This window comes from Streptomyces sp. NPDC001410, assembly GCF_042895235.1.
In the GTDB taxonomy this organism is placed as follows: Bacteria; Actinomycetota; Actinomycetes; order Streptomycetales; family Streptomycetaceae; genus Streptomyces.
The window spans coordinates 243,747-270,381 of sequence record NZ_JBIAWE010000005.1; the positions used below are offsets into that span (position 1 = coordinate 243,747).

At 70.3% G+C, this 26,635-nt stretch carries 30 protein-coding genes and 2 pseudogenes; 15 read left to right on the top strand and 17 right to left on the bottom strand.

The genetic code is table 11. From position 1 onward, the window contains the following. Positions 1–34: 34 nt before the first annotated feature. On the top strand, positions 35–967 hold the full coding sequence (locus ACFY3C_RS12695; protein ID WP_390770739.1) for an amino acid ABC transporter permease: 933 nt from the start codon (positions 35–37) through the stop codon (positions 965–967). Between the two features lie 50 nt (positions 968–1,017). Then, entirely contained in the window at positions 1,018–1,770 is a 753-nt protein-coding gene (locus ACFY3C_RS12700) for an amino acid ABC transporter ATP-binding protein (RefSeq protein ID WP_390770886.1), read from the top strand. Between the two features lie 73 nt (positions 1,771–1,843). Here the strand turns inward: ACFY3C_RS12700 and ACFY3C_RS12705 are convergent, their stop codons facing one another. Next, positions 1,844–2,602 (bottom strand): class I SAM-dependent methyltransferase, encoded by a 759-nt coding sequence (locus ACFY3C_RS12705; protein ID WP_390770740.1) that lies wholly within the window; start codon positions 2,600–2,602, stop codon positions 1,844–1,846. A 100-nt stretch (positions 2,603–2,702) separates the two neighbouring features. Between ACFY3C_RS12705 and ACFY3C_RS12710 the strand changes: the two genes are divergently transcribed. After that, positions 2,703–3,332: a CGNR zinc finger domain-containing protein gene (locus ACFY3C_RS12710; RefSeq protein ID WP_389181493.1), complete on the top strand. Its 630-nt coding sequence runs from the start codon at positions 2,703–2,705 to the stop codon at positions 3,330–3,332. On the opposite strand, the gene sodX is transcribed toward ACFY3C_RS12710, so the two are convergent. Then, positions 3,236–3,670: a nickel-type superoxide dismutase maturation protease gene (gene sodX / locus ACFY3C_RS12715; protein WP_386578312.1), complete on the bottom strand. Its 435-nt coding sequence runs from the start codon at positions 3,668–3,670 to the stop codon at positions 3,236–3,238. The two genes, ACFY3C_RS12710 and sodX, sit on opposite strands and share 97 nt — an antisense overlap. A 145-nt stretch (positions 3,671–3,815) precedes the next feature. Between sodX and sodN the strand changes: the two genes are divergently transcribed. After that, a complete protein-coding gene (gene sodN, locus ACFY3C_RS12720; RefSeq protein ID WP_158924645.1) occupies positions 3,816–4,211 on the top strand; it encodes a superoxide dismutase, Ni in 396 nt (131 codons plus the stop codon). Positions 4,212–4,218: 7 nt separating this feature from the next. Here sodN and ACFY3C_RS12725 read toward each other — a convergent pair. Then, positions 4,219–4,810 (bottom strand): annotated as a pseudogene (locus tag ACFY3C_RS12725) (tyrosine-type recombinase/integrase); the annotation flags it as partial. A gap of 185 nt (positions 4,811–4,995) precedes the next feature. Between ACFY3C_RS12725 and ACFY3C_RS12730 the strand changes: the two are divergent. Together ACFY3C_RS12730 and ACFY3C_RS12735 are read left to right on the top strand one after the other, a co-directional pair. Continuing rightward, on the top strand, positions 4,996–5,496 hold the full coding sequence (locus tag ACFY3C_RS12730) for a hypothetical protein (protein WP_390770741.1): 501 nt from the start codon (positions 4,996–4,998) through the stop codon (positions 5,494–5,496). Positions 5,497–5,943: 447 nt separating this feature from the next. Continuing rightward, positions 5,944–7,185 (top strand): PP2C family protein-serine/threonine phosphatase, encoded by a 1,242-nt coding sequence (locus ACFY3C_RS12735; RefSeq protein ID WP_390770742.1) that lies wholly within the window; start codon positions 5,944–5,946, stop codon positions 7,183–7,185. Between the two features lie 115 nt (positions 7,186–7,300). On the opposite strand, the gene ACFY3C_RS12740 is transcribed toward ACFY3C_RS12735, so the two are convergent. Then, positions 7,301–7,462, bottom strand: a complete 162-nt coding sequence (locus tag ACFY3C_RS12740) for a hypothetical protein (RefSeq protein WP_390770743.1) — start codon at positions 7,460–7,462, stop codon at positions 7,301–7,303. 5 nt (positions 7,463–7,467) lie between these two features. After that, positions 7,468–8,073, bottom strand: a complete 606-nt coding sequence (locus tag ACFY3C_RS12745; protein WP_390770744.1) for a DUF5994 family protein — start codon at positions 8,071–8,073, stop codon at positions 7,468–7,470. Positions 8,074–8,426: 353 nt separating this feature from the next. On the opposite strand from ACFY3C_RS12745, the gene ACFY3C_RS12750 reads away from it, so the two are divergent. The 3 genes from ACFY3C_RS12750 to ACFY3C_RS12760 all read left to right on the top strand — a co-directional run bounded on the left by ACFY3C_RS12750 (position 8,427) and on the right by ACFY3C_RS12760 (position 11,676). Beyond that, entirely contained in the window at positions 8,427–9,116 is a 690-nt protein-coding gene (locus ACFY3C_RS12750; RefSeq protein WP_390770745.1) for a DUF5994 family protein, read from the top strand. 274 nt (positions 9,117–9,390) lie between these two features. After that, positions 9,391–10,254 carry a slipin family protein gene (locus ACFY3C_RS12755; RefSeq protein ID WP_390770746.1) on the top strand — a complete coding sequence of 288 codons (864 nt, stop codon included), beginning with the start codon at positions 9,391–9,393 and terminating at the stop codon, positions 10,252–10,254. A gap of 153 nt (positions 10,255–10,407) precedes the next feature. Next, positions 10,408–11,676, top strand: coding sequence for an ATP-binding protein (locus ACFY3C_RS12760; RefSeq protein ID WP_390770747.1), 1,269 nt, complete (start codon positions 10,408–10,410; stop codon positions 11,674–11,676). A gap of 38 nt (positions 11,677–11,714) precedes the next feature. On the opposite strand, the gene ACFY3C_RS12765 is transcribed toward ACFY3C_RS12760, so the two are convergent. From ACFY3C_RS12765 to ACFY3C_RS12775, 3 genes are all read right to left on the bottom strand, one after another. Further along, a complete protein-coding gene (locus ACFY3C_RS12765; RefSeq protein WP_390770748.1) occupies positions 11,715–12,200 on the bottom strand; it encodes a DUF5994 family protein in 486 nt (161 codons plus the stop codon). Positions 12,201–12,262: 62 nt separating this feature from the next. Next, positions 12,263–12,970 carry a DUF5994 family protein gene (locus ACFY3C_RS12770; RefSeq protein ID WP_390770749.1) on the bottom strand — a complete coding sequence of 236 codons (708 nt, stop codon included), beginning with the start codon at positions 12,968–12,970 and terminating at the stop codon, positions 12,263–12,265. Between the two features lie 193 nt (positions 12,971–13,163). Next, complete coding sequence (locus ACFY3C_RS12775; RefSeq protein WP_390770750.1) at positions 13,164–14,141, bottom strand: magnesium transporter CorA family protein; 978 nt, start codon at positions 14,139–14,141, stop codon at positions 13,164–13,166. A 417-nt stretch (positions 14,142–14,558) separates the two neighbouring features. Here ACFY3C_RS12775 and ACFY3C_RS12780 point away from each other — a divergent pair, with 417 nt between their 5' ends. Genes ACFY3C_RS12780 through ACFY3C_RS12790 form a run of 3 tightly spaced genes read left to right on the top strand, consistent with a single transcriptional unit; the run spans position 14,559 to position 16,201 of the window. Further along, positions 14,559–14,957 carry a helix-turn-helix transcriptional regulator gene (locus ACFY3C_RS12780; RefSeq protein ID WP_386578279.1) on the top strand — a complete coding sequence of 133 codons (399 nt, stop codon included), beginning with the start codon at positions 14,559–14,561 and terminating at the stop codon, positions 14,955–14,957. Positions 14,958–14,991: 34 nt separating this feature from the next. Then, on the top strand, positions 14,992–15,408 hold the full coding sequence (locus ACFY3C_RS12785) for a VOC family protein (RefSeq protein ID WP_389181477.1): 417 nt from the start codon (positions 14,992–14,994) through the stop codon (positions 15,406–15,408). A 43-nt stretch (positions 15,409–15,451) separates the two neighbouring features. Further along, entirely contained in the window at positions 15,452–16,201 is a 750-nt protein-coding gene (locus tag ACFY3C_RS12790) for a VOC family protein (RefSeq protein ID WP_390770751.1), read from the top strand. On the opposite strand, the gene ACFY3C_RS12795 is transcribed toward ACFY3C_RS12790, so the two are convergent. The 6 genes and pseudogenes from ACFY3C_RS12795 to ACFY3C_RS12820 form a co-directional block, all read right to left on the bottom strand. After that, entirely contained in the window at positions 16,188–16,493 is a 306-nt protein-coding gene (locus ACFY3C_RS12795) for a hypothetical protein (protein WP_390770752.1), read from the bottom strand. The two genes, ACFY3C_RS12790 and ACFY3C_RS12795, sit on opposite strands and share 14 nt — an antisense overlap. Next, positions 16,490–16,822: a DUF952 domain-containing protein gene (locus tag ACFY3C_RS12800; RefSeq protein WP_386578274.1), complete on the bottom strand. Its 333-nt coding sequence runs from the start codon at positions 16,820–16,822 to the stop codon at positions 16,490–16,492. The genes ACFY3C_RS12795 and ACFY3C_RS12800 overlap by 4 nt, the downstream gene beginning before the upstream one ends. A gap of 9 nt (positions 16,823–16,831) precedes the next feature. Continuing rightward, a pseudogene (locus ACFY3C_RS12805) lies at positions 16,832–18,078 on the bottom strand (RNA polymerase sigma factor). Next, positions 18,075–18,497, bottom strand: coding sequence for a YciI family protein (locus ACFY3C_RS12810; protein WP_390770753.1), 423 nt, complete (start codon positions 18,495–18,497; stop codon positions 18,075–18,077). Before ACFY3C_RS12810 ends, ACFY3C_RS12805 begins: the two are co-directional and overlap by 4 nt. Positions 18,498–18,582: 85 nt before the next feature. Next, positions 18,583–18,780, bottom strand: a complete 198-nt coding sequence (locus ACFY3C_RS12815) for a hypothetical protein (protein WP_386578271.1) — start codon at positions 18,778–18,780, stop codon at positions 18,583–18,585. A 26-nt stretch (positions 18,781–18,806) separates the two neighbouring features. Then, positions 18,807–19,391, bottom strand: a complete 585-nt coding sequence (locus ACFY3C_RS12820; protein ID WP_390770754.1) for a dihydrofolate reductase family protein — start codon at positions 19,389–19,391, stop codon at positions 18,807–18,809. Positions 19,392–19,534: 143 nt separating this feature from the next. On the opposite strand from ACFY3C_RS12820, the gene ACFY3C_RS12825 reads away from it, so the two are divergent. Then, entirely contained in the window at positions 19,535–20,125 is a 591-nt protein-coding gene (locus ACFY3C_RS12825; RefSeq protein ID WP_390770755.1) for a TetR/AcrR family transcriptional regulator, read from the top strand. Between the two features lie 375 nt (positions 20,126–20,500). Here the strand turns inward: ACFY3C_RS12825 and ACFY3C_RS12830 are convergent, their stop codons facing one another. Both ACFY3C_RS12830 and ACFY3C_RS12835 read right to left on the bottom strand, forming a co-directional pair. Beyond that, positions 20,501–21,631, bottom strand: a complete 1,131-nt coding sequence (locus tag ACFY3C_RS12830; RefSeq protein WP_390770756.1) for a family 2 encapsulin nanocompartment cargo protein polyprenyl transferase — start codon at positions 21,629–21,631, stop codon at positions 20,501–20,503. Positions 21,632–21,743: 112 nt separating this feature from the next. Continuing rightward, positions 21,744–23,150 carry a family 2B encapsulin nanocompartment shell protein gene (locus ACFY3C_RS12835; protein ID WP_390770757.1) on the bottom strand — a complete coding sequence of 469 codons (1,407 nt, stop codon included), beginning with the start codon at positions 23,148–23,150 and terminating at the stop codon, positions 21,744–21,746. A gap of 290 nt (positions 23,151–23,440) precedes the next feature. Between ACFY3C_RS12835 and ACFY3C_RS12840 the strand changes: the two genes are divergently transcribed. Beyond that, positions 23,441–24,034 (top strand): N-acetylmuramoyl-L-alanine amidase, encoded by a 594-nt coding sequence (locus ACFY3C_RS12840; protein WP_386578266.1) that lies wholly within the window; start codon positions 23,441–23,443, stop codon positions 24,032–24,034. Positions 24,035–24,077: 43 nt separating this feature from the next. Further along, a complete protein-coding gene (locus ACFY3C_RS12845) occupies positions 24,078–24,971 on the top strand; it encodes a 1-aminocyclopropane-1-carboxylate deaminase/D-cysteine desulfhydrase (protein WP_390770758.1) in 894 nt (297 codons plus the stop codon). 54 nt (positions 24,972–25,025) lie between these two features. Here the strand turns inward: ACFY3C_RS12845 and ACFY3C_RS12850 are convergent, their stop codons facing one another. Further along, positions 25,026–26,618: a Na+/H+ antiporter gene (locus tag ACFY3C_RS12850; RefSeq protein WP_386578264.1), complete on the bottom strand. Its 1,593-nt coding sequence runs from the start codon at positions 26,616–26,618 to the stop codon at positions 25,026–25,028. Positions 26,619–26,635: the final 17 nt, after the last annotated feature.

Genomic DNA, 26,635 nt, shown 5'->3' on the forward strand with positions numbered 1-26,635 from the left:
GCGGCACCCGAGCGGCCACCGAGAGGCAACACCCGTGACTGACATCAAGAAGACGGCGGAGCCGGCGGACACCCCGCCGGCCGGCCCGGAGGCCATCAAGGCCATCCCGGTCCGGCACTACGGGCGGTACGTCACCGCCGTCATCGCGATCGCGATCCTCGTCGCGATCATCTACGCGTTCGGCCAGGGCCAGATCAACTGGCACGCGGTACCGGACTACTTCTTCGACGACCGGATCATGAAGGGCGTCTACAAGACGCTCCTGCTGACGGTCCTGTCGATGCTGATCGGCATCGTCGGCGGCATCGGCCTCGCCGTGATGCGCCTGTCGAAGAACCCGGTGACCTCGTCGATCGCGTGGTTCTACATCTGGTTCTTCCGTGGCACCCCGGTCCTGGTCCAGCTGTTCCTGTGGTTCAACCTGGGCCTGGTCTTCCGCTACATCAACCTGATGCCGCTCTACAAGGACGAGTGGTCGAACTTCATGACGCCGCTGCTGACGGCGTTGCTCGGCCTGGGTCTGAACGAGGCGGCGTACATGGCGGAGATCTGCCGCGCCGGCCTGCTCGCGGTCGACGAGGGCCAGACCGAGGCAGCCCACGCGCTGGGCATGAGCCACGGCAAGACGCTGCGCCGGATCGTCATCCCGCAGGCGATGCGCGTGATCGTGCCGCCCACGGGCAACGAAGTGATCAACATGCTGAAGACGACCTCGCTCGTGGCGGCCGTCCAGTATCCGGAGCTGTTCCGTTACGCCCAGGACATCGGCCAGAACTCCGGCGCCCCGGTGGAGATGTACTTCCTGGCCGCGGCCTGGTACCTGATCATGACGTCGGTCCTCAGCGTCGGCCAGTACTACATCGAGCGGTACTACGCGCGCGGCTCCAGCCGCAGCCTGCCGCCCACTCCGTGGCAGAAGGTCAGGGCGCACCTGACGACCTTCTCGAGCAGGAAGGTCACGGCATGACCGACAAGCTGAGCAAGACGGACTCGACCACGCGGCACTCGTCCGTCCCGATGGTCAAGGCCGAGGGCGTGCACAAGTCCTTCGGTCCCGTGGAGGTCCTCAAGGGCATCGACCTGGAGGTGAAGTCCGGCGAGGTGTTCTGCCTCATCGGCCCCTCCGGCTCCGGCAAGTCGACCTTCCTGCGGTGCATCAACCACCTCGAGAAGGTCAACGCGGGCCGTCTGTACGTGGACGGCGAGCTGGTCGGCTACCGCCAGAAGGGCGACAAGCTGTACGAGCTGAAGGACAGCGAGGTCGCGCTCAAGCGCCGGGACATCGGCATGGTCTTCCAGCGCTTCAACCTGTTCCCGCACATGACGGCCGTGGAGAACGTCATCGAGGCGCCGGTCCAGGTCAAGGGCGCTTCCAAGGCCGAGACCAAGGAGCGCGCCATGCAGCTCCTGGAGCGCGTGGGCCTGGCCGACAAGGCCGGGAACTACCCCTCGCAGCTCTCCGGCGGCCAGCAGCAGCGCGTCGCCATCGCCCGGGCCCTCGCCATGGACCCGAAGCTGATGCTGTTCGACGAGCCGACCTCGGCCCTCGACCCGGAGCTGGTCGGCGACGTCCTGGACGTCATGCGCGACCTCGCCGAGTCGGGCATGACGATGGTCGTCGTCACCCACGAGATGGGCTTCGCCCGCGAGGTGGGCGACAGCCTGGTGTTCATGGACGGCGGCGTGGTGGTCGAATCCGGCCATCCCCGCGACGTGCTGACGAACCCTCAGCACGAGCGGACGCAGTCGTTCCTGTCCAAGGTGCTCTGACACTCCACCACGCGAAGGGCGGTACGGGATCCCCGTACCGCCCTTCGCCTTGAGCACGCCTGCTCCGGTGCGCCTACTTCAGCGCGAGGAGCAGCGTGTCCGACGGCGAGCACCACACCGCCCGCGCCTCCCCGAACCCCTTCTCGCGCAGTACGCGCGCGTGCCACGCGGCGGACGGCATGTCGCCGTCGGCGTGCTCGCCGTAGATCTCGAAGCGGCGGGCGGTGGGCTCGGCGAGGACCGGGTCCTTCGCCGCCACCTGCCACCACTCGGCCCAGTCCAGGGCACCGTCCTGCTTGGCCTGATCCATGCGCGCGTGCCGCTGGGCGCGCTCCGCCGCGTTGATCCGGGGCGTGCTCTCGTCGATCATGTGGTCCGCGTTCATGAAGACACCGCCGTCGCGGACCAGCCCCGCGACCTGACCGTAGAGGGCCGCGAGGGGTTCGCTGTGCAGCCAGTGCAGGGCCGTGGCGGTCAGGATCGCGTCGTAGGAGTCGTACGGCAGCCGGGCCGGCCAGTCGGGATCCTTGAGGTCCGCGGTGACGAAGGAGACGCGGTCGTCGCCCTCGAAGGTGCCGCGCGCGACGGCGAGCAGGGCCGGGTCGAGGTCGACCCCGGTGCTGGTGGCCTCGGGGAACCGCGCCAGCAGCCGGGCGGTGATGCTGCCGGTGCCGCAGGCGAGGTCGAGCACGCGCGGGGCCGTGCCGGCCAGCGCCTCGACCATGTCGAGCATGATCCGGAACCGCTCCTCGCGGTCCGGCATGTACCACTCCTGCTGCCGGTCCCAGCTCTCCTGCCAGGCGGCCCAGTCGGTTCCGGTACTGGTGGTCATGACTTCCCCGTCCCCTCATGCATGCGTAATACCCTGGAAGCACGACCGGCTGTTACCCGACCGCAGACATGACCATAGAGCGCCTCCGTAAGGACTACAAGTGGAACTGGCCTATTACTCGGATTACGCGGTACGCCTCGTCAACAGCGAGGAACCGGCCCGGGGCAAGGACTCGCTGACCTCGGTCGAGGCCGTCCGCGACCTCTTCGGGGTGAACGCGTCGGCGGCCCGCCGCGCCACCGACGCCGATGTCACGCGCTTCCGCTCGGTACGGGGCAGGCTGCGCGCGGTCTTCGAGGCGGCGGACCAGGGCGACGAGACGCTCGCCGTGGACCTCCTGAACTCACTGCTCCTGGAGTTCCCGGTCAGCCCCCAGATCTCCGGGCACGACTACCGCGACGAGGACGGCCGCCCCCTGTGGCACATGCACCTGGCCGACCACCCGTCCAACGCCACCGCGGGCTTCGCGGCCATAGCGGCGATGGGCCTGGCGTTCCACCTGACCGAGTACGGCGTCGACCGCCTCGGCCTGTGCCAGGCCGCGCCCTGCCGCAACGCCTACCTCGACACGTCCACCAACCGCTCCCGGCGCTACTGCTCGGACCGCTGCGCGACCCGCGCCAACGTGGCCGCCTACCGCGCCCGCAAGCGCCTGGAGGCCGACCGGTCGGGCAGCAGCGGCCTGGCGGCCGAGAGCACCCAGCGTGCCAGCGCCAGCGGCGAGCGCTGACCGTCCTTGAGCGGCCGGTACCGCAGCCGCGCCTTGCCGAGGATCAGCTCCTCGGGCACGACCCCGTAGTCGGTGCTGTCCCCGCCCGCGTACGGATTGTCCCCGAGCACCCACCAGCCGCCCTCGCGCCGCTCCACGGCACGCTTGACCACCAGCAGGTCCTGCTGGAAGGGATGCCGCAGGACGACGACGTCCCCGGGCCTGATCGCGGCCCCGTACTGCAGCAGCAGCCGGTCTCCGTGATGCAGCGTGGGAACCATGGACGGGCCGGTCACCTCGGCCAGTCCGAAGGGCGCCCCGGCCCTCCCCCGCTCGGTCTCCTGCGACAGCTCCGGCATCCCCGGCACCTCCCCGGTCCGTTCCTCCACCAGTCCCAGTCTGACCCTGGACTTTTGTCCTAAGCCCTAGGGGGCACTCACGAAAACCCGTCCCTCAGGGAGTAATGTCGCACCTGAGAAGACGATCACGAGGAAGGAATGCTCCATGCTTTCCCGCCTGTTTGCCCCCAAGGTCAAGGTCAGCGCGCACTGCGACCTGCCCTGCGGTGTGTACGACCCGGCCCAGGCCCGCATCGAGGCGGAGTCCGTGAAGGCCGTTCAGGACAAGATGGCCGCCAACGACGACCCGCACTTCCAGGCGCGTGCCACCGTCATCAAGGAGCAGCGCGCGGAGCTGGCCAAGCACCACGTCTCCGTGCTCTGGAGCGACTACTTCAAGGCCCCGCACTTCGAGAAGTACCCGGAGCTGCACCAGCTGGTGAACGACACCCTGAAGGCCCTCTCGGCCGCCAAGGCGTCCACCGACCCGGCCACGGGCCAGAAGGCGCTGGACTACATCGCCCAGATCGACAAGATCTTCTGGGAGACCAAGAAGGCTTGATCTTCTTTTACGCCTTCTGACCTGCGGTTTCTTTGACCGCAGTGTCTCCCTGTCCGCACCCGGTCCGCAGTCCGCCGAGAACGGCGTCCATGACGGTCCGGGTGCGGTCTTCTTCACCCGGCCACAGATGGGCGTAGATCCGCAGCGTGATCGTGGGTCACCATGTGGGGCAGCTCGACGGGCTTGCGGCCCCCGCGCTCGGCCGCCTCGTCCTCCGCCGCCTGGAGCGCCCTGCGGGCGCAGTTCCACTCCGTCCTCCAACGGCGGTAGTCAAGACGCTCGCCCTCCTCCATGGCGAACAGCCACGCTTTCGAGGGGCGCGCTGCGAAGTGCGCCAGGAGCGCATCGATGACGACCTCGCCGACCGGGACGGTGCGCCCGGACTTGACGGTCTTCGGCGGGCCGATCTTCCCGGACTGGAGGCGCTGGCGCTCAACCCGGATGGTGCCGACCTTGAAGTCGACGTCCGAGACCTTGAGGCCGAGCAACTCGCCTATCCGCAAGCCTGATCCGGCGAGGGTGACGATCGCAGCGCGGATGTACGGCGGCATCACGCGGGCCATGGCTTCTACCTGCGCGACCGTGGGCGGGGTGACCTCCAACTCTGCATCGAAGTACACGACAGCGGTGACGTCCCACCCCGCAGACGATCCGTACCGGCCACCGCCGACAACGGCCGCGGTCTGCTGCTCGTCTCGGCCGTCGCCGACGACTGGGGCGTGGAGGATCGCCTGGGCCCCGGCAAGTGCGTGTTGGCCGCCTTCCAGCACAGCGCGGTGCCGGCGTGCTGACTCGCACCGACACCAACTCCTCCGCACTCTCCGCCGGGCTGATCGCCCCCCCTGGCCACCATCACATGGCTGGACACAGCCCCGACCGGAGCCACTCTCTGCTGCCTCCTCCTGCTACCCCAGCCACCCCGCAGCCGCTACGAGACACCGGCCGTCATCGAGCACCGCATGCTCACCGTCGCGACCGCCTGCGCCTCGGCCCGGCCACCACACCCCCACCGGGCATCGGACCACGCCTGCGCCCGATCACCCCCACCGAGGTCGCCCTGCGCTTCGACAGCACCCCCTACCGCAAGCGCATCCCCGCAGGCCGCTCCTGGACGCTCATGCTCGGCCAGCGAACCCCGGTGGCCCTCGTCCTCGGCCTCGACCCGCTCGCCCGCAGCGCCACACCGACCGAGATCGACAGCTACCAACTGAGATGGCCGCATGATGACCGAACCAGCCCCCAGGAGAGCGACTGGCGGGCGGTCAGGCCCCGGTCGCCGTTGTAGGCGGTCCCTGCAATGCGACCACGATCGGTGACGGCGACGGCGTGTGCTGCGGACAGTTCGGTCACGTCGGCAGCTTCGGAGGGTGGGCAACAGGGGAGGTCGCAAGGACGGCCGTGCGCTGGAGTCGTTCGGACAGCCCCCGAAGTGCGGTGCCGCTCCTTGGGGGATTTGGTGCACAACAGGGTTGAAAACCCTCCGTCCTGATCACGTATGACATGCCACGTTTGACGTAATGGGCACTTCGGGTTGGTCGGCCGCGTCACTCTGGAAGGGTTGATCACGGTCGTGTCAGGAGTCCTGTGTACGGATCACGTGAGAGGGTCGAGCGGATCGGCCATGACCGACGGACGGCCCCGAGCATGTCGGTTCGGGCACTGCATCCGCGGCACGAGGTCAGCAGGAACATGGTGGCCGAGACTTTGAGGACACTGGTGCAAGGGCGCGGCCATGGCACAAGGTGAGCGGCGACCGGACAACGGCATGACGGACCGTTCGGAAGGGTTCGGTGAGCGGCTGCTGGGGGTGCTGCTGGACCGGGCACACGAGATGCCGCCGCAGCTGATCGCCCCGCTGATCGCGGAAGAGGTGGCCAGGGTCGGTGGCCGCGACGTCTCGATCCTGCTGCAGGACTACGGCCAGCTGGTGCTGGTGCCGCTGCCGGGTCGGCGGCTGATGGTCGGCGAGCCCGAGCCGATCGGTGACTCTCCCGCCGGCACCGCCTTCCTGCAGGCGACCACTGTCGAGGTGCCGCAGCCCGACGGCATCCGGATGTACCTACCGCTGCTGGACGGCAGCGACCAGGTGGGAGTGATGGGCCTCACTCTGGACACCGTCGATGACGACGACCGGCGGCTACTGCGCAGGCTCGCCGGTCTGGTCGCCGACATGCTGGTCACCAAGCACAGCTACACCGACCAGTTCTTCCTCGCCCGGCGCCGCGAACCGATGAGCGTGGCCGCCGAGATCCAGTGGTCTCTGCTGCCGCCGCTGGCGATGTCCGTCCCGCAGGCAGCAGTAGCCGGAATCCTGGAGCCCGCCTACAGCGTCGCGGGCGACAGCTTCGACTACGCCCTCAACGAGGACATCCTGCACCTGGCCATGGTCGATGCGATGGGCCACGGCCTGGACGCCGCCACGATGGCGACCGTCGCCGTCGGGGCCTACCGGCACGCCAGACGTGCCGACATCGGCCTGTCCGAGATCTATGCGTTCATGGACCGGGCCATCGCCGACCAGTTCGGGCTCGACCACTTCGTCACCGCGCAGATGATGCGTCTGAACATCGCAACGGGCCATCTGCAGTGGGTCAACGCGGGCCACCCCGCACCGATGCTGATCCGCAACCACCAGGTGGTGCGGCAACTGACAGGCCCGACCACCTTGCCGGTCGGCTTCGGCGGTGAAGAGCCCCGGATCAGCGAGCAGATGCTCCAACACGGCGACCGGGTGCTGTGCTTCACCGACGGCTTGATCGAGGAGCACGAAGCCGGTGAAGAGCAGTTCGGCGAGGAGCAACTCATCCACTGGATCAACCGCATCGAACACACAGAGAAGGGAGTACGCGCGGTGGTGCGCGCGCTCTCCCACGCTCTGAAGCAGCAACGGCGCGGCCGCACCAGCGACGACGCGACCCTCTTCCTGATCGAATGGCGCGGGGGCGCCGCCGACCACCTCGCTCTCCTGGAGTGAGCCGACAGCCGCACCACCATGGACATGGCCGACGGCACACAGACCGTTCCACTCCCGCCGCTGCCCGCGATCGCCCTACCGGCGGAGCCGGATCCGCGATCCTCCTTGGGCGGGATCACTTCTCCGTACGGTGCCACGGCCACAGCCGCCACCGCCGGGAACGGCCGGACGGCAAGGTCGCCATGCGATCATCGTGGCTCGCAGTGAACAGCTGAATCACGATCACGCCCAAGACGATCATCGCGAGGAGCACACTCACCGTCACGAAGGTGTCCATGCCCCTCACACTCCTACTGCCGGGGTCGGCACGTGGCAGATGACCGCTTCAGCAGGAGTACGTGAGGCCGGGTGGCGGGCGTCATGCCCGCCTTCGGAGTCCCAGACCGCCTCCCGGACCCAGTCCGAGTCGGCCGCTGCCTCTGCCGCGGTCCGGAAGCGTTCGGCCTCATGGATCAGACCGGTCGCCGTGAGGCTCCGCGACGGGTCGGCGGCCATGGCCATGAGCCGGGCCGCGGTGACCGGCTCTGTCTCCGGTGGGATCACCAGCAGGTCCCAGCGGCCGACGGTGTAGGAGAGCAACAGCAACTTGTGCGGATCTTGCTCGGCATCGAACCAGCCGACGTGCACCACGTGCCCGTGAACGGGCACCTTTCGCGGGATGACCGGCCAGAACGCGGGGTTCACCGTTACCCGGGTGATCCGCCCCCACAGCGGGTCGAGGACCTCGATGAGCACCGGAAGCTCCGCCTTCAGGTCGCGGGAGCGGGGCCACCAGGCACCGTCGATCAGGGCCGGAGCCGTGTCGGCGGGTGCCAGCACGAGTCGGGGTGGCAACGAAGAAGGGGCCCGCTCCTCGACCGCGGGCGTCAAGAGAATGGTCGCGGTCATGATGCGGACCCAACCCCGGGCCGGTCACGGCCGGCCCGGTTGTCATGAATCGCCGAGAACGACCCGGCGTGAAAGCCGGAGTACGAGATGCTCTCGGTAATCACCAGGATACTCCTCGCCAACGCCCGGCGGACTGATGGGGAGCGACGGGTTGAACGGAACACGAGGAACACCTCCCGCGTAATACAGCCAAGGAGTGCTGGGGAGGGCATGCGAGCCGTCGGGCGCAAGAACGGTCCGGTAGCCGGTATACGACACGCCCCGGCGCCCTCAGCGCACTCCCGCCGGTATCGACAGCCGCTTCACGGAATGCGGCGTCGTCTCCACCACCGCCCCGGCGTGTGCGGAGTACCGTGGGCAGCACCGAGGGCATTTCGCACACCGGCTTCCACGCCGGGTCGTTCTCGGCGAGAGATGAAACCCGGGTCGCCGCGAAGGCGGCCCGGAGACGGGTCCGCATCATGTCGGCGACCTTGCACCAACTCCTGCCACACCACGAGCCCGTCGCAGCCCCGGCCGCGCGTCTCGCGCTGAAGACCGACGGCACGTCGCGGGGCCTCCTGGACGGTGCCTGGTGGCCCCGCTCCCGGGACCTGCTGAGCGAGCTGCCCGCACTGACCGATGTGCTGGACCCCTTGTGGGGCCGCATCACCCGCATCGCCGTCAACCCGAAGTACTGGCCGGTCATCCCGCACGAGATTCCCGTGGGCGGTCATGTCGTCAAGGTCGGCTGGTTCACCTTGGAGATCGACCCGCACAAGCTGCTGCTGCTCTCCTACGGCACCGGCCGCTGGGATCTGCTGGTCATCCCACCCGAGACCGAGGCGGAGTCGGCGGCCCGCCTGATGGCGGCCGCGTCCGACTACGACGGCCCGCCGCTGACCGCAAGCGCTCTCATCTCCGCGGACGAGACACGGCGCGCCGTCTCCGCCGCCGACCGGCCACTCGAACCGGACGAGGCAGGGAAGTACGAGGACGGCCCCTCCTCTGCGGCCGTTCAGGCACGGACCGGTCGCGTCAGTCGCCTGATCATCGGCATGTGAGACAGCCGCCATGAACACCTTCCTGACGACCGGCGCCTTCCTGGTCCTCATCGTCCACCGGTACAGTCGCGCGCTACCCGGCGGCCCGCGCCGCCGCCGCGACCGCACCACTCACCACGGGTGACGATGCGATGTCCCCGGCCCCACGCACCGACCGTCGGCGCGGCCCGTACCGACGGGTTTCGGCCCTGCCTCACGAACCGACGCAGGCACATGCGGGGATCTCGACCGGCTGGTCCCCGCCCCACGTGGTCCTCGTCCCGAGGAGCAGCACATGCAAGCCCTGATCGTTCTCATCGTCGTGATCGGCCTCCTGGCCGTCCTGACCCTCGCCTTCTCCGTGAGGGTCGTCAAGCAGTACGAGAGGGGAGTGCTGTTCCGCTTCGGCCGACTCGTCGGAACACGCTCCCCGGGGCTGCGGTTCATCATCCCGTTCGTCGACGTCCTGCACCGGGTGTCGCTGCGGGTCGTCACCATGCCGATCCAGTCCCAGGGCATCATCACCCGGGACAACGTGAGCGTGGACGTGTCGGCGGTCGCCTACTTCCGGGTCGTCGACGCCGTGAAGTCGGTCGTCGCCGTCGAGAACGTCAACGCGGCGATCAACCAGATCGCCCAGACCACCCTGCGGAAGGTCGTCGGCCGGCACACGCTCGACGAGACGCTGTCGGAGACGGACCGTATCAACCTGGACATCCGCCAGATCCTCGACGTCACCACCGTCGACTGGGGTGTGCAGGTCACGCTGGTCGAACTCAAGGACATCCAGCTGCCCGACACCATGAAGCGCGCCATGGCCCGCCAGGCCGAGGCGGAGCGGGAGAAGCGAGCGAAGATCATCAACGCGGAGGGCGAGTCCCTGGCCGCAGCCGCGCTCGGCGACGCCTCGGACACCATGATGGCCCACCCGCTGGCGCTTCAACTGCGCAATCTGCAGAGCCTGGTGGAGATCGGTGTCGACCAGAACACCACCGTCGTCTTCCCAGCCCCCCTCATGAGCACCATCGGCGAACTCGGCTCCTTCCTCGCCCGGGAAACCGCGGCCGCCGCACCCCCCGCGGCAGCGCCACTGACCGGCACCGGCCGCACCGACAAGTCCCTCAGCCCCGCCGGCAACGCACCCGGCACCGCAGCCTGACCCGACTACGGCCCGCACCATCACCGCGTACCGCGGTGATGGTGCGGGCGAGCGATCCGTGCCACCAGGGCGGACTCGTGGCCGACGCCTGTCGCGCGCGTCCTCCGGACATCGGCTGATGATGGGAGTACGGCCGAACACGCGGAGTTGATCATGACGGGTTGGCGGGTCAGGGACTACACCCAGGACGATCTCGAAGCGCTGATCCGTGTCGACATGGAGAGCGGCACCACCGAGGAGCCGCCGCTCTTCCCGCTCTCGGACGCCGTGACGGCCCTCCAGGCCCGCCATCCGGCTGTGGTGGCCACGGCCGACGACGTGCTGATCGGCGCGGCGGTGAGCAGGGTGGAGGGCGAACGGGCATGGATCCTGCGCATCTGCGTGGCGCCCGGCTGGCGGCAGCGGGGGCTGGGCAGTGCCCTGATCACAGCCCTTGAGCAACGGCTCTTCGCCGTCGGCGTCCGGGCGGTGCACGCCGTCCTGCCCGAGGGCGAGACCGGTGCCGCCGCTCTCCGCAACTGCGACTTCGGCGCCCGCCCCGGGCTGGTCTTCTTCGAAAAGCGCGGGCCGGTGACTCCGCAGTCGGTCGGCACACTGTCCTCGCTCGGAGCGGAGCTGCCGCCGGGGGGACTGTGGCAGAAGGTCGCGGGCATGCAACGGGAGAAGCAGCTCATCGAGCGGCGGCTGGTCCTGCCGCTGGCCCATCCCGAACTGGCCGCCCAGCACGGAGTGGAACTGCCGCGGGCGGTGATGCTGTTCGGCCCGCCCGGGACCGGCAAGAGCACGTTCGCGCACGCGATCGCCAGCCGCCTGAAATGGCCCTTCCTCGAACTGTTCCCCGCCCGTCTGGCCGCCGAGTACGGCCTGGCGACCGGGCTGAGCCGACGCTTCGACGAGATCGCCCGGCTCGATCACGTCCTGGTCTTCATCGACGAGGTCGAGGAGGTCGCCGGCGAACGCGGCGGTGCGGACGCGACCGCGGTCGGCGTCGTCAACGAGCTGCTCAAGGCGATCGTCCGGTTCCGGAGCCAGGACGGACGGCTGCTCGTCTGTGCCACGAACAACGTGACCACGCTCGACTCCGCGTTCCTGCGGCACGGCCGCTTCGACTATGTGCTGCCGATCGGCCCTCCCGACCACACCGCCAGGTCCGCGCTGTGGGAGAGCTACCTGGCCCGAGCGGGCGCCGAGGCCGACAGCGCGGTACTCGCGTCCGCCAGCGAGGGGTTCACCCCGGCCGACATCGCCCACGCGGCGCGAACCGTCTCCCAGGCCCAGTTCGAGCGCACCTTCGACACCGGAACCCGGACCGCCCCCACCACCGACGACTACCTGGACACGATCCGCGACACCAGGCCCACGGTCAGCGCCGCCATGGCCCAGGAATTCGCCCAGCAGACGAAGGAGTTCGCCCGCATCTAGCGTCCAGGCCGATGGGGAGTCGATCTGCGACGGACGTGTCAGGCCGGCGTAGGAGGCGTGTCGCTGCCCGTATCGATGAGGATCTGCTCGGCCTCGGTGACGTTGTCGGCCCGTACGGCCCTGGCCATCGCGGCACGTGCCGCGTCGGGCGACGTGTCCGGAGGGACCACCAGCAGGGAGAAATGGTCCCGGTCGCCGCGGGTGATGAGAACGGTGTCGTCACCGACCGGGAAGGAGTCGATGTGCACGACCCGGCCGTCGACCATCACCCGGGTCGGCAGTTCGGCCCAGGCGCTGCCGTCCAGACCGACCCGGGTGACAAGTCCGAGGTGCTCGGTCAACGCGGAGATCAGCGAGGGGAGCTCGGCACCGATGTCCCGGGACCGCGGCCACCATGCGCCGTCCAGGATTCCCTCGCGTGCGTGTGTCGTCTCCAGCCGCAGCAGGGCCGTTCCGGGTTTCACCGACCGGTGGACGGCGTCCGGCAGGAGCCTGGGGAGGTCGGGGGTGTCTGAGTCGGCCATGGTGTCCGCCCGTCCGCAGAGAGCAGTGCGACCGCAGAGCGTGCGACCGCGATACGACCCTGCTACGTCACGGTACTCCGCACGACGCTCGCGCGAGCGCTTCGCTGCAGGGCGCGGTCACGGAAACAGGCAACGGCTCCGGCGTATACCCGCCGGAGCCGCCCTTCCGGGTCATTGCACGTGAGCGTGCGCCGACCCGCTTCCCACGGTACGCCAAAGGGATTAATCCGGCATAAGCAATCCTTGCGAAGGTTCACTTCGGTCCGAGAAGCCGACGCGGCGGCAGGGACGACGGACCGACCTGCTCCGTCGTCGGTCTCCCACCGTTCTTCCCTGATCCGGGCATCGATCCTGTCCGCTGCTTCCGCCCGGGCCGGGGTATCGATGCCGTCGCCCGCCATCAGCTGCGCGGCGGCATCCGCGCCGGTTTCCGGCGGAATCACCAGCACGTCCCGGCAGCCATCGGTGGAGAAAAAGGTCAGTCTGTGCGGATCCTGTTCCTCGGTGGACCAGCCCACATGCACCGTGCGCCCGGCGACGGACACCCGACGCGGGATGACGGGCCAGTAGGCCGGGTTCACCGTGACACGCGTGATGCGACCCCAGAGGTCGCCCAGTGCGGCCGTCAAGAGTGGCAGCTCACGGGTGAGGGCACGGGAGCGAGGCCACCACGTGCCGTCCAGCCCGCCGGGCGCCGGCGTCAGGGACAGGCGAACCGGCAGCGACGGCGCGCACTTGCCCGATGTCGTACGGTCGATGGTCACGGACATGGCGCGAACCTGCCCCCGGGCTCGTGAGCGGCCCGGCGTTGTCGATCACCGGAAACGGCACCCGCAGCGGAGCCGGCACGCGAAGAACTCCCGGTGCCTGCACACTACTCCGCTCACCGGCCCGAAAAGCCGGGGGTGACCAGGTATTTTCCTGCCTTCGGAGCCTGGTCGCCGATGCCCGGCACCGGGCCGGTCAGAGCCAGTCCTTGCGCTTGAACGTCGCATACAGGAGTGCGGACAGGACCACGATGACGGCTGCCGAGGTGATGAATCCGGACTGGCGGCCGAAACCGGGGTAGGGGAGATTCTGGCCGTAGTAGCCGGTGATCGCGGTGGGTACAGCGATGATCGCGGCCCAGCTCGTCACCTTCTTCATGATCAGGTTCATGCTGTTGGCCTGGACCGAGAGATTCGTCTCCATGACCGAGGCCACCAGGTCCCGCAGTGATTCCGTCCATTCGGTGGCACGCAGCACATGGTCGTAGACGTCCTGGTAATACGGGACGAGAGGGTCGGCGATCACGTGCAGGCCGGGACGCATGAGCCCGTTGACCACCTCACGCATCGGGAGCACGACACGGCGCAAGTGGACGAGCGATTTGCGCAGCGCGAAAACCCGGCGCTGTACAGCTTCGATCTCACGGCGCCCGGTCACGAAGAGCAGACCCTCCAGCTCCTCGACACTGTCGTCCAGCTGCTGCACCGCGGCGAAGTGACCGTCCACGAGATGGTCGAGCAGGCCGTGGAGCAGGAATCCGACGCCGTGGCCGGCCAGGTCCGGGCTCTCGTCCCAGCGGGCGACGACGTCCTCGACGTCGAGACCGTCATCCTTGCGGACGGTGATCATCGCCTGACCGGTGAGGAATACGGCGATCTCGCTGTACGTCAGTTCCGCACCGCTCGGGCTGACGGTCACGGCGTAGGCGCTGAGGAATTCGTGGGTGCGATAGCGGTCGAGTTTCGGCCGCTGCCCATACTGTGCGGCATCCTCCAGAGCCAGTTCGTGGATGCCGAACTCCTGGCCGAGCATGGTGAACTCGGCGGTCCCGGGCCGATACAGGTCCAGCCACAGGACCGACGCCGGATCGGCGAGATGCGCGGAGACGTCACTGGCGGGAAAGTCCTCCAGGACGAGAGTGCCGTCGTGATACAGCCGGGTGCGCGTCACCATAGGTCGAGGCTAGTCTCTCACGCCTCGATCATCCCGTTTCGTCCCGATTGCCGACGCGGAGGCTTTGGAGATCACCCCCGGTCGGTGCACCCCGTAAACATTCCGGCTCCGGCCCGCCGAGGGTCCGGCGTCAGCCGCCTGCGCCCCCGGGCGGGACAGCAGTCCTCACACAGTCCGCAGGACACCCGAACAGGACCGTCACACCCCATCGCCACCAATCACCAAAAGCCCAGGTCAGCGACCCACAGGGAAGATCCCCGCAGGTCACCGACCTATGAAGGCAGCTGCGCGAGCCACGAGGCGATGGTCGTGCCGATGGCGGGGCCCTGGTCCTCCTGGACGTAGTGGCTGGCCGGGCCGATGTCGGACCGTGGACGTTCCGGCTGGGCCTTGGGCGCTCTGTGCCAAGCTGGGGAGGTGACTCTGGAGGACCTGGTACGGCTGCGGCGGGTGCGCGACCGCATGGACCGCGAGTACGCCGAGCCGCTCGACATGACCGAGCTGGCCCGAGGCGCCCACATGTCGCCCGGCCACTTCCAGCGCAGCTTCCGCAAGGCGTACGGGGAGACGCCGTACAGCTATCTGATGACCCGCCGGGTGGAGCGGGCCAAGGCGTTGCTGCGCCGCGGCGACCTCACCGTGACCGAGGTGTGCTTCGCCGTGGGCTGTACCTCCCTCGGCTCCTTCAGCTCTCGGTTCACCGAGCTGGTCGGCGAGACGCCGAGCGCCTACCGGGCCCGCCCGCACGAGGAGAGCGCGGTGATCCCGTCCTGCGTGGCCCGTACGTTCACCCGCCCGCGCCGCCGGCCGTACTGAAGCGGCCGGACGTCTCTGGCCCTAGCGTGAAGCCATGGACCTGAAACTCAAGCAGTGCTTCATCGCCGTGGACGACCACGACAAGGCGCTCCACTTCTACTGTGACGTGCTCGGCATGGAGGTCCGCAACGACGTGGGCTTCGAGGGGATGCGGTGGGTCACCGTGGGCTCGCCGCTCCAGCCGGACGTGGAGATCGTGCTGGAGCCGCCGGGCGCGAGCCCGGACATCTCCCCGGCCGACAAGCAGGCGATCGCCGAGCTGCTCGCCAAGGGACTGCTGCGCGGGGTCATCTTCACCACCGAGGACTGCGACGGGCTGTACGAGCGGGTCCGGGAGGCCGGCGGCGACGTGCTCCAGGAGCCGACGGACCAGCCGTACGGGGTCCGCGACTGCGCCTTCCGGGACCCGGCCGGGAACATGCTGCGGTTCCTGCAGCGGCCCGCGGACTGAAATTCCGCCTGTGCGGTGGGGACGGCTGCCTACGATCCCCGCCATGAACACGATCCGCTGGACCTACGCCTTCGTCGACCGCCCCGTCGCCCGCCTCGCCGAGGCCCGCGCCTTCTGGACGGCCGTCACCGGCACCCGGCCGTCCGAACCACGCGGTGAACAGGGCGAGTTCATGACGCTGCTGCCCGACGGGACGGACGCGTGCGTGAAACTCCAGGGTGTCGCCGAGGGCGCGGGCGGCGCGCACCTCGACCTCTGCGTCGAGGACCCGGCGGCCCTGGTCCGGGCGGCCCTGGACCTCGGCGCGGGGCTCGTGGCGGACCACGGCGATTGGGCGGTGCTGCGTTCGCCCGCCGGTCAGCTGTTCTGCGCCGTGCCGTGGCACACGGAGGCGGTACGGCCGCCGGTCGTCGACGGCAGCCGCCTGGACCAGGTGTGCCTGGACATCCCGCCCTCGGCGTACGACGCCGAGACCACGTTCTGGGCCGCGCTGACCGGCTGGGAGCTGCTGGCGGGTTCCCTGCCGGAGTTCCGGGTGCTCCGGCCGCCCGCGGGCCTGCCCGTCCGGATCCTGCTTCAGCGCCTCGACGACGAACGCCCGGCCTCCGCCCACCTGGACCTCGCCTGCGCGGACATCGAGGCGACCCGGGCCCGGCACGAGCGGCTGGGCGCCGTCCGCGTCCACCAGGGCCGGCACTGGGCGGTGCTGCGCGACCCGGCCGGCGGCACGTACTGCCTGACCGGCCGGGATCCCGAGACGGGCGCGCTGCCGGCGGCGGTCAGCGACGCGTAGTCACGTACGCGCAGGCGACGGCGATCCGGCCCGCCTCCTGCGTCGGCTCGGTCTCCGGTCCGGTCGGGCACGCGTCGTCGTCCCCGCCCGTCGTCCCGTGGAGCGGACGGGGCGTGCCGCCGTACGGATTCCGAGGCGTCGACCCGTCCCCGCTCTCCCACCCGTACGGCCCCTGCGGCCGGACCGAGTCCTGAAGCCACAGGGTGAGCCCGCCCCCGGCGACCACCGCCACGGCCCAGGCGCAGACGGCCCAGCGCCATAACCGGCGGCGCGCACGGCGCTGTTCGCTCACCCCCAGGGCTCCACGTCCACCACGGCGTCGACCGGCACCGGCCCGTAGACGTGCGGGAACTCCTCGCCGTTCGGCTTCATGGCCTCGTACTTCAGCGGCACACCGAGCAGGGCCGGGTCCACGACCAGGACCACCAGCTCGTCGGGGCCCTCGTAGTCGCCGTACAGGAAGGCCGCGATGCGCGGGAGTTGCTCGCGGGTGGAGAAGTGGATGAACCCCTCCTCCTGGAGGGTGCGGCCACGGGTGGACACCTCGTAGGTGCCGCGCTCACGGGCCGCCTCCCACAGGGAGCGCTCGGTGATGTGGACGATGTGCGGAAGTTTCGGCATGCGGCCACGCTACGGCTTCAGCCGGGCCGCGCGCGTCTGCAAATAGTGCCGCTCCGGGAGGCTGAGCGTCCTGGCCGCCGCCGAGGCGTAGGCGGCGCGGGCCCGGTCGTAGGATCCCGCACGCTCCCACAGATGCCCGCGCACCGCGTCCAGGCGATGGCTGTCGCCCAGCTCCCGCTCCAGTCCGTCGAGTTCGGCGAGGCCGGCCTCGGGGCCGTGCACCATGGCGACGGCGACCGCGCGGTTGAGGCGTTCCATGGGTCCGAGGACCTGGCGGACGAGGAGGTCGTACAGGCCGAGGATCTCCCGCCAGTCCGTGGCCTCGGCGGAGGGTGCCTCGTCGTGCACGGCGGCGATGGCGGCGCGCAGCGCGTACGGTCCGGCGGGCCCCTGGGACAGCGCCCGGGTGACGAGGGCGCCGCCCTCCTCGATCGCGGCCCGGTCCCAGCGGTCGCGGTCCTGTTCGTCGAGCGGGACCAGTTCCCCGTGCGGGCCGGTGCGTGCGGCGCGCCGGGCGTCGGTGAGCAGCATCAGCGCGAGCAGGCCCGCGACCTCGCCGTCGTCCGGGAGCAGCCGGTGGACGGTGCGGGTCAGCCGGATCGCCTCGGCGGCCAGGTCACGGCGCTGGAGGCTGGTTCCGGAGGTCGCGGTGTAGCCCTCGTTGAAGATCAGGTAGAGGATCTGCAGGACGGCGGGCAGCCGCTCGGCCCAGTTGTCCGGGCGCCCGAACCGCACGCCCCGCACCTTCCGCTTGGCCCGGCTGATGCTCCCCCAATTCTCGACTTCGCTCGAACCGGGGGCACCCCCATGGCCATCGTCGCCTCGGGGACCAGGTACGCACGGGCGATCTCCGCCGTGGTCAAGCCGCCGACCGCGCGCAGGGTGAGGGCGATCTGCCCGGCCGGGGTCAGGTCGGGGTGACAGCACAGGAAGAGCAGGCTGAGGGTGTCGTCCTCGCTGGGCGCCCGGTCGGGCGGCGCGACCCGGGCGGCGAGGGCCGCCGCCCGCTCCTCCCGCGCCCGCCGGGCCTCGTCCGCGCGCAGCGCGTCGGTCAGCCGGTGGGACGCCGCCCTGATCAGCCAGCCGCGCGGATTGTCCGGCACCCCGTTCTGCGGCCACTGCCGGGCCGCCGCGAGCAGCGCCTCCTGTACGGCGTCCTCGGCCGTGTCGAAGTGCCCGTACCGGCGCACCAGCGCGCCGAGGACCTGCGGCGCGTGTCGGCGCAGCAGGTCCTCGGTGCCGGTCGGGCCGGTCATTCGGCGCAGGTGTCCCCGGCGCCGTCCATGATGGGCCGGATCACGACGGGGTAGTCGGTCAGGCCCTCGGGGCCGGGGCAGCGGGTGACGCGCTCGGCGATCTCGGTGACCCGGTCCAGGCTCGCGCAGTCCACCACCCAGTAGCCGGCCATCAGCTCCTTGGTCTCGCCGTACGGGCCGTCGGTGATCACGGTCCGGCCGTCCTTGCCGCGCGCGACCAGCCGGGTCCGGGCGGGCTCGGCCAGGCCCTGGGCGTCGACGAGTTCGCCGGACTCGGCGAGGTCGTCGCTGATCGCGCCCATGTACAGGTACATGGCCTTGAGCTCCGCCTCGGTCCAGGACGGGGCGTGCTCGGAGGGCTTGCCGGCCATCGCGTCGTAGTCCGCCTGCGTGCCCTGCACCATCACCAGGTACTTCATGGTCCGCTCCTTCGACTCGTGGCCGCCTCCTACGGGCGGCTCTCACAGGGGACGTCGGAGCCGGGCCGGGATTCTCGACACGGGCTCAGGACTTTTTCGCGGCGGAGTCCTGCGGGGCAGGGTGCACCTGCCCCGCGGCGAGGTCGACGTGGGCCGCGCACTTCGGGTTGTAGCAGGGGCCGGGGCCCCACAGCGGGACCCAGATGCCCAGCGTCTTGTGCCGCCGGACGACCGTGTCGACAGGCTGTCCGCAGACGGGACAGACGTGTTCTTCGCTGTCCATGCCCCCAGGGTAGGGCGGGCGGGGTCTCAGCGCTTCCTGCGGTACGTGCGCACGAGCACGCCGTTGCCGAAGGTGCGCACCTCGTCCAGGGTGAACTCCGTGATGTCGAGGCCGGTGCCGAACATCGGCATGCCGGTGCCGTAGACGATCGGGTAGGTCTTGATGACGAGTTCGTCGATCTCGTCGAGCAGGGCTCCCGCGAGCTGGGAGCCGCCGCACAGGTAGATGTCCAACCCGCCGTCCTCCGCCTTGAGTTCGCGGACCCGGCCGGTCAGGTCGCCGTCGATGATCTCGACGTTCGGGTCGGGCGACGTGCCCAGGGTGCGCGAGGCGACGTACTCGCGCAGGTGGGCGTAGGGGCTGGTGACGCCCTCCTTCAGCGCCACCTCGTAGCTGGCCCGGCCCTGGATGACGGTGTCGAACCGCCGGTTCTCCAGGTGGTCCATGCCGAGCTGCCGGCGGGCCGGGGTGGCCAGGGTCTCCGCGAACTCCGTCTTGAGGAAGTCGAGGTACTCCTCGTCCAGGAAGCGGAACATCGCGGTGGCGTCGCCGTGTTCGTCGCCGATGAAGCCGTCGAGCGAGCAGGCGATGAAGTACGTGAGCTTTCGCAAGCCGGTCTCTTTCCGTAGGCTGCGGAGCGATCGGACAACCACTTCGCTTGTAGTGCTTCAGTTGTAGTACTCCGGATGTAGTGGTTGCAAGCCTTTTCGGGGATGCCGTCGGCACCGAGGACAAGTAGGAGAAGGGATTCCGCATGGCGGGCAATCCGGAACGGCGAGCGGCGCTGGTGGACGCCGGCATCGAGGTGCTCGCGCGGGAGGGCGCGCGCGGGCTGACGTTCCGCGCGGTGGACGGCGAGGCGGGCGCGCCCACCGGTACCGCCTCCAACTACTTCACCAGCCGCGAGGACCTGCTCCGCCAGATCGACGCCCGGCTGCACGTACGGCTCGCACCGGATCCCGAGGTGCTGGAGACGCTGCTGCGCCGGCCCCGCGACCGCTCCCTGGTCAGGGCCCTCATGCAGGACATCATGGACCGGGCCACCGGCGACCGGACCGGGTATCTGGCGCTGCTGGAGATGCGGCTGGAGGCCACCCGGCGCCCCGAACTGCGGGACTCCTTCACCAAGTCGGTGCGCGGAGACCTGGAGCAGGGCATCGAGTTCCACCGGCAGTCCGGCCTGCCCGGCGGCGACGAGACCGTCACTGTGCTCTACCTCGCGATGCTCGGGCTCATCCTGGAACACCTGACCCTGCCGGGCGTGCTGGACGGAGTCCTGGACGGGGTGGGCGTGCCGGAGGGGCTGGTCGACAGGATCGTGACGACGATCGTGCCGGAGGGGTAGCGCGGCGGACCACTCGCCGGGACAGCTCACCAGGGCGATCGGCAGGCCGTCGGCAGCGGCGATCACGTCCACGCAGCAGTCGTGCAGCCGGCGCGGCGCCCGCACCCAGGCCTCGCTACGGGCGCGCCGACCACAGCGGCACCCGCCGGCACCGACAACGAGAACCCACCCCGGACCGGGCAGTGGGCGGGCCCCGCACACCGTCAAGATGCGCGGGGCCCTCCAACCGGAGCCCCCGGGAGGTCGTGCGGGGTCAGGAGCCGCACGGTCCCGGTGGCTCCGGGGTCCTTACCGGCCGCGTGTCACCGCAGCCTCAATTGCTGTGGCCGTGTGTCACCGCGGCCTCAACTGCCGTGGCCGCGTGCCACCGCGGCCTCAACTGCTGCGCCGGGTCACGAACTCGGCCAGGGCCAGCAGACCGCCCGCCGCCTCCGGCGCGGGCACGGCGCGGGCCAGCTCCTGCATGGCCCGGGCCATCCGGTCGGCCGCCTCGGCCTGCGCCCAGTCCCGGCCGCCGGCCTGCTCGACGGCGAGGGCCGTACGCGCGATCTCCCCGCCGTCCCCGGGCTCCCCCTTCACGTACGGCTTCCCGTACAGCGCGGCGAGTTCCGCGGCCGCCGGGGTGCCGGACGCGAGCGCGGCCACCACCGGCAGGGACTTCTTGCGGACCGCGAGATCCGCGCCGGCCGGCTTGCCGGTGCGCTGCGGGTCCCCCCATATGCCGATCACGTCGTCGATCAGCTGGAAGGCAAGCCCCGCCTGGCGGCCGAAGCCGTCCAGCGCCGCCACGTCGTGCGCATCGGCGCCCGCGTACAGCGCGCCGAGCGCGCAGGCGCAGCCCAGCAGCGCACCCGTCTTCGCCTCGGCCATGGCGAGCGCCTCGGCCAGGGTGACCTCGTCCGGCGCGCGCCCCTCCATGGCCGTGTCGGTGTGCTGTCCGGCGCACAGCTCCACGACACAGTCGGCGAGCCGGACCGCGGCCGCGCCCGAGACCGGGTGCGGATCCTCGGCGAGCAGCCGCAGGGCGAGCGCCTGCAGGGCGTCCCCGGCGAGGATGGCGTCCGCGTCGCCGAAGACGGTCCAGACCGTGGGCCGGTGCCTGCGGGAGGTGTCGCGGTCCATCACGTCGTCGTGCAGCAGCGTGAAGTTGTGGACCAGTTCGACCGCCACGGCCGCCCGGACGGCCGCCGTCCGCGCCCGCGGGCCGCCGAGTGCGACGGCCGCGGCGAGGACCAGTGCGGGCCTTATGGCCTTGCCCGCGTTGCCTGCCGCCGGAGTGCCGTCCGCGTGCTCCCACCCGAAGTGGTAGAGCGCGATCCGGCGCATCGAGCCGGGCAGCGACTCGACCGCCGCACGCAGCTCCGGGTCGACGACGGCCCGGGTCCGCTCCAGCAGCGTGGCCGCCTCCTGCCCGTCGAGGGGACCGGCCCCGGTGTCACCGGCCGGCCCCCGCCTCTCACCCGTCGCGGGTGAACGCTGTTTGGTCTCCGTCATGAACTCGGCCATGAGCCCCCCTCGCACAGTCCGCGGACGGTGGTGCTTCCGCTCCGGCTGGACACATACCCCGAGGGTGTACCCGCCCCGAAGGGCGGGAACACGGCCGCGAAGTGCGGAAACGTCACCTCCACCGGCCGATCTCGACGTTCTCCAGCACGCCGAGCGCGTCGGGCACCAGGACGGCGGCCGAGTAGTACGCCGTCACCAGGTAGTTGATGACGGCCTGCTCGTTGATGCCCATGAACCGCACGGACAGGCTCGGCTCGATCTCGTCCGGGATGCCGGACTGCCGCAGGCCGATGACGCCCTGCTCGTCCTCGCCGGTACGCATGGCGATGATCGAGGTCGTGCGCTCCGGGGTGACGGGGATCTTGTTGCACGGGTAGATCGGCACACCGCGCCAGGTGGGGATGCGGTTGCCGCCGATCTCGACGGTCTCCGGGACCAGTCCGCGCTTGTTCAGCTCGCGCCCGAACGCGGCGATCGCGCGCGGGTGGGCGAGGAAGAGCTTGGTGCCGCGCCGGCGGCTGAGCAGCTCGTCCATGTCGTCCGGGCCGGGCACGCCGTCGTGCGGCTGGAGCCGCTGGTCGTACTCGCAGTTGTTCAGCAGCCCGAACTCGCGGTTGTTGATCAGCTCGTGTTCCTGGCGCTCCTTCAGCGCCTCGACCGTGAGCCGCAGCTGGTGCTCGGTCTGGTTCATCGGCTGGTTGTACAGGTCGGCCACGCGCGTGTGGATGCGCAGCACGGTCTGGGCGATGCTCAGCTCGTACTCGCGCGGCCGGGCCTCGTAGTCGACGAAGGTGTGCGGGATGTCCGGCTCGCCGCTGTGGCCGGCCGCCAGCGCGACCTCCTTCTCGCCGTACTTGTTGGTCCGCTGCTCCGGGAGCGCGCGCAGCTGTCGGACGTGTTCGCGCAGCGAGTCGGCGCGCTCCGCGACCTGCTCGAAGTCCTGGCGGGCGAGGATCAGCACCGTGCACGCGGTGTCCGCGCGGGCCGTGCACTCCCAGATGGCGTCCGGGTCCAGCAGCGCCGCCTCGCCGAAGTAGGCGCCGTCGGCGAGGACCCCGAGGACCGCGTCGTCGCCGTACGGGCCCGTGCCGATCTTCTCGACCCGGCCGTGGGCCAGCAGATACACCTCGTCGGTCTGGTTGCCGAAGGAGGCGATGACCTCGCCGGGCGCGAAGTCACGCTGCCGGCAGCGCCGGGCCAGCTCGGTCAGCACCTCCTGGTCCTCGTACGACCGCAGCGCCGGGAGCTCGCCGAGTTCGGCGGGGACCACCTCCACCTGGTCCCCGGTCTTCACGAAGGTGATGCGGCCGTCGCCGACGGCGAACGTCAGTCGCCGGTTCACCCGGTACGTGCCGCCCTGTACATCCACCCAGGGCAGCGTCCGCAGCAGCCAGCGGGAGGTGATCTCCTGCATCTGCGGGGCGGACTTGGTCGTGGTGGCCAGGTTCCGCGCCGCCGCAGTGCCGAGAGACTGCTGCGACTTGCCCTGCTCCGTGCGGACCTCTTCGCCTACCGACATAAGAAAATGCCCTTCTCATGTATGTCCGGCGCCGAATCGCACACCGGTCTCGCGAGCGAGCCTTTCATTACGGAAAGTACGCACGCCATTACCCGAAAGAGCGGGAATGGATCATCGGATTACTGGGCAGAAAGAGGGACCCTGTCCACTGCCCCACCCCGTGTGACCTGGCCGGATCGGCTCGCACAGCGTGCGAACGAGGTAGTCCGGGACGTCCGGTTTCGGTAGAAGCAGCGGTACGACAGGGCCGCGGCCCCGCGGCCACCGGGCACAGCACGAAGGAGGCGGTCATGGCCCCACCCATGTCCGCGAACGGGTTCCTGGACGCGCTTCGGGCGGAAGGCGTCGAGATCGTCGAGGTCGGCGACTGGCGGACCCACAACCGCAACCACAAGGGTCCCTGGGGTCCCGTCCACGGCGTGATGATCCACCACACGGTGACCCACGGCAGCGCCGAGACCGTGGAGATCTGCCGGGCCGGCCACGCGGAGCTGCCGGGCCCGCTGTGCCATGGAGTGATCACCAAGGACGGCACGCTCCATCTGGTCGGCTACGGCCGCGCCAACCACGCCGGCCTCGGCGACGACGACGTCCTGCGCGCGGTGATCGCCGAGAAGCGGCTGCCCCCGGAGAACGAGGCGAACACCGACGGCAACCGGCACTTCTACGGCTTCGAGTGCGAGAACCTGGGCGACGGCGAGGATCCCTGGCCCGAGGCGCAGCTGGACGCGATCGTGCGTGCCGCGGCGGCGGTGTGCCGGCACCACGGCTGGACGGAGCGCTCGGTCATCGGCCACCTGGAGTGGCAGCCGGGCAAGGTGGACCCGCGCGGCTTCTCGATGGCGTGGCTGCGGGATCGGGTCGAGGAGCGCCTGAAGGCGTAGGTGCGGTTGCCGGACCGGGCCGGCGCCGGGCGACAATGAGGCCGTGACCAGCACCGGCCCGCTCGCCCCGCGCCTGCCCTCTCCTCTTGTGGAGGTCCGGGACGACCGGTTCGCCCGGCACGGCCTCCGTCTGCTGCTCAAGCGGGACGACCTGATCCACCCGGAGCTGATCGGCAACAAGTGGCGCAAGCTGGTGCCGAACCTCGCGGCCGCGCGCGGCCGCGAGCTGGTCACCTTCGGCGGGGCGTATTCCAACCATCTGCGGGCCACCGCCGCCGCGGGCCGCCTCCTCGGTCTGCCCACGGTCGGCGTGGTCCGCGGCCAGGAGCTGGCCGACCGCCCGCTCAACCCGTCCCTGTCCCGTTGCGCGGCCGACGGCATGCGGCTGCGCTTCGTCGACAGATCGACATACCGGCACAAGAGTGAGCCGGAGACCCTGGCCGCGATCCTGTGCGAGGCCGGCGCCGAGGGCGCGTACGTCGTCCCCGAGGGCGGCAGCAACGCCGCGGCCGTACGCGGCTGCCGGGCCCTGGGCGAGGAGCTGCGCGGCCGCGCCGACGTCGTCGCGGTGGCCTGCGGCACCGGCGGCACCCTAGCCGGACTCGCCGCCGGCCTGGCCCCCGGACAGCGCGCGCTGGGCATACCGGTCCTGAAGGGCGGCTTCCTGGAGACCGAGATACAGACCCTCCAGGAGCGCGCCTTCGGCACCCGCACCGGCGCCTGGTCCCTCGACGACCGCTTCCACCTCGGCGGCTACGCCCGTACGACCCCCGAACTCGACGCCTTCGCGGAGCACTTCGAGCAGCGCCACGGACTGCCTGTGGAACGTCTCTATGTCGCCAAGTTGCTGTACGGACTTGCCACGCTGGCCGAGGAGGGCGCCTTCGCACGCGGTACGACGATCGCAGCGGTCGTCACCGGGCGACCCTTCCCGTAGGCCCAGGACCGCCTGGACACCGACCGCCGTCACGGGTCCTGGTGGGGACGGGCCCTAGCCCGCCTCCCGGTAAGCGGCCGCCTCCTCCAGGTCGAGTCTGCGGAGCAGGGCGCGGAGCATCTCGTCGTCGATGTAGCGGTGGTCGCGGAGGCGGACGAAGACCTCGCGTTCGGCGCCGATCATCTCGCGGGACAGGCGGCGGTAGGTGTCGTCCACGGACTCGCCGGTGACGGGGTTGACCTGGCCGAGGCGCTCCCAGACGGCGTTGCGGCGGCGTTCCAGGACCGTGCGCAGGCGGTCGGCGAGCGGCGGGGGCAGGGCGTTGCGCTCGTCGGAGAGGAGTTCGTCCAGGCGGTTCTCGGCGGCCCGGGAGGCCTGTGCCTGGGCGTTGGCCTCGGCGAGCGTCTCGGCCTGCCGGTCGCGGCCGGGGAACTTCAGCAGGCGGATCAGCGGGGGCAGGGTCAGGCCCTGCACGACCAGGGTGCCGATGACGGTGGTGAAGGTCAGGAAGAGGATCAGGTTGCGCTGCGGGAAGGGATGGCCGTCGTGCACCTTCGGGATGGAGAAGGCGATGGCCAGGGAGACCACACCGCGCATGCCGGCCCACGAGGTGACCATCGCGCCCCGCCAGGTGGGGTCCTCCTCTCGTTCCCTGATGCGCGCCGACAACCGGCGGGGCAGGAAGGTCGCGGGATACACCCAGACGAACCGGGCAAGGACCACGACGAGGAAGAGGGCTACGGCGTACCAGGTCGCCTTGGCGCCCTGGTATCCCCCGAGCCCCTTGAGGACGACCGGCAGTTGCAGGCCGATCAGGGCGAAGACCGCCGACTCCAGGATGAAGGCGACCATCTTCCACACCGCCTCCTCCTGCAGCCGGGTGGCGAAGTCGACCTCCCACGCGCGGTGACCGAGGTAGAGGGCGACGACCACGACCGCGAGGACCCCGGATGCGTGCAGCTGTTCGGCGACGCCGTAGGCGACGAACGGGATCAGCAGGGATAGGGTGTTCTGCAGGAGGGGTTCCTTCAGGTGCGTGCGCAGCCAGTGCAGGGGTGCCATGAGGACGAGGCCGACGCCGACACCGCCGACCGCCGCGAGCAGGAACTCGCGGATCCCGCCCGCCCAGGTGGCGCCCTCGCCGACGACCGCGGCGACGGCCACCTTGTAGGCGGTGATCGCGGTGGCGTCGTTCAGCAGCGACTCGCCCTGCAGGATCGTCGTGATCCGGGACGGCAGGCCGACCCGGCGCGCGACCGCCGTGGCGGCCACCGCGTCCGGCGGCGCCACCACCGCGCCCAGCACCAGGGCGGCGGTCAGCGGCATCCCGGGGATGAGCGCGTAGGCGGCCCAGCCGACGGCGACGGTCGCGAAGAGCACGTAGCCCACCGACAGCAGCGCCACGGGCCTGAGCTGGGCCCGCAGGTCGAGGTAGGAGCTGTCGGTCGCCGAGGTGTACAGCAGCGGGGGCAGCAGCAACGGCAGGACGATCTTGGGGTCGAGGGTGTAGTCCGGCACCCGGGGGACGTAGGAGACCGCGAGGCCGACCGCGACCAGCAGCAGCGGTGCCGGCACCGGGGTGCGCCGGGCGGCCCCCGCCACCGCGGCGCTGCCCGCCACCAGCAACAGCAGCGGCATCACATCCATGGTCCTCGCCCACCCTC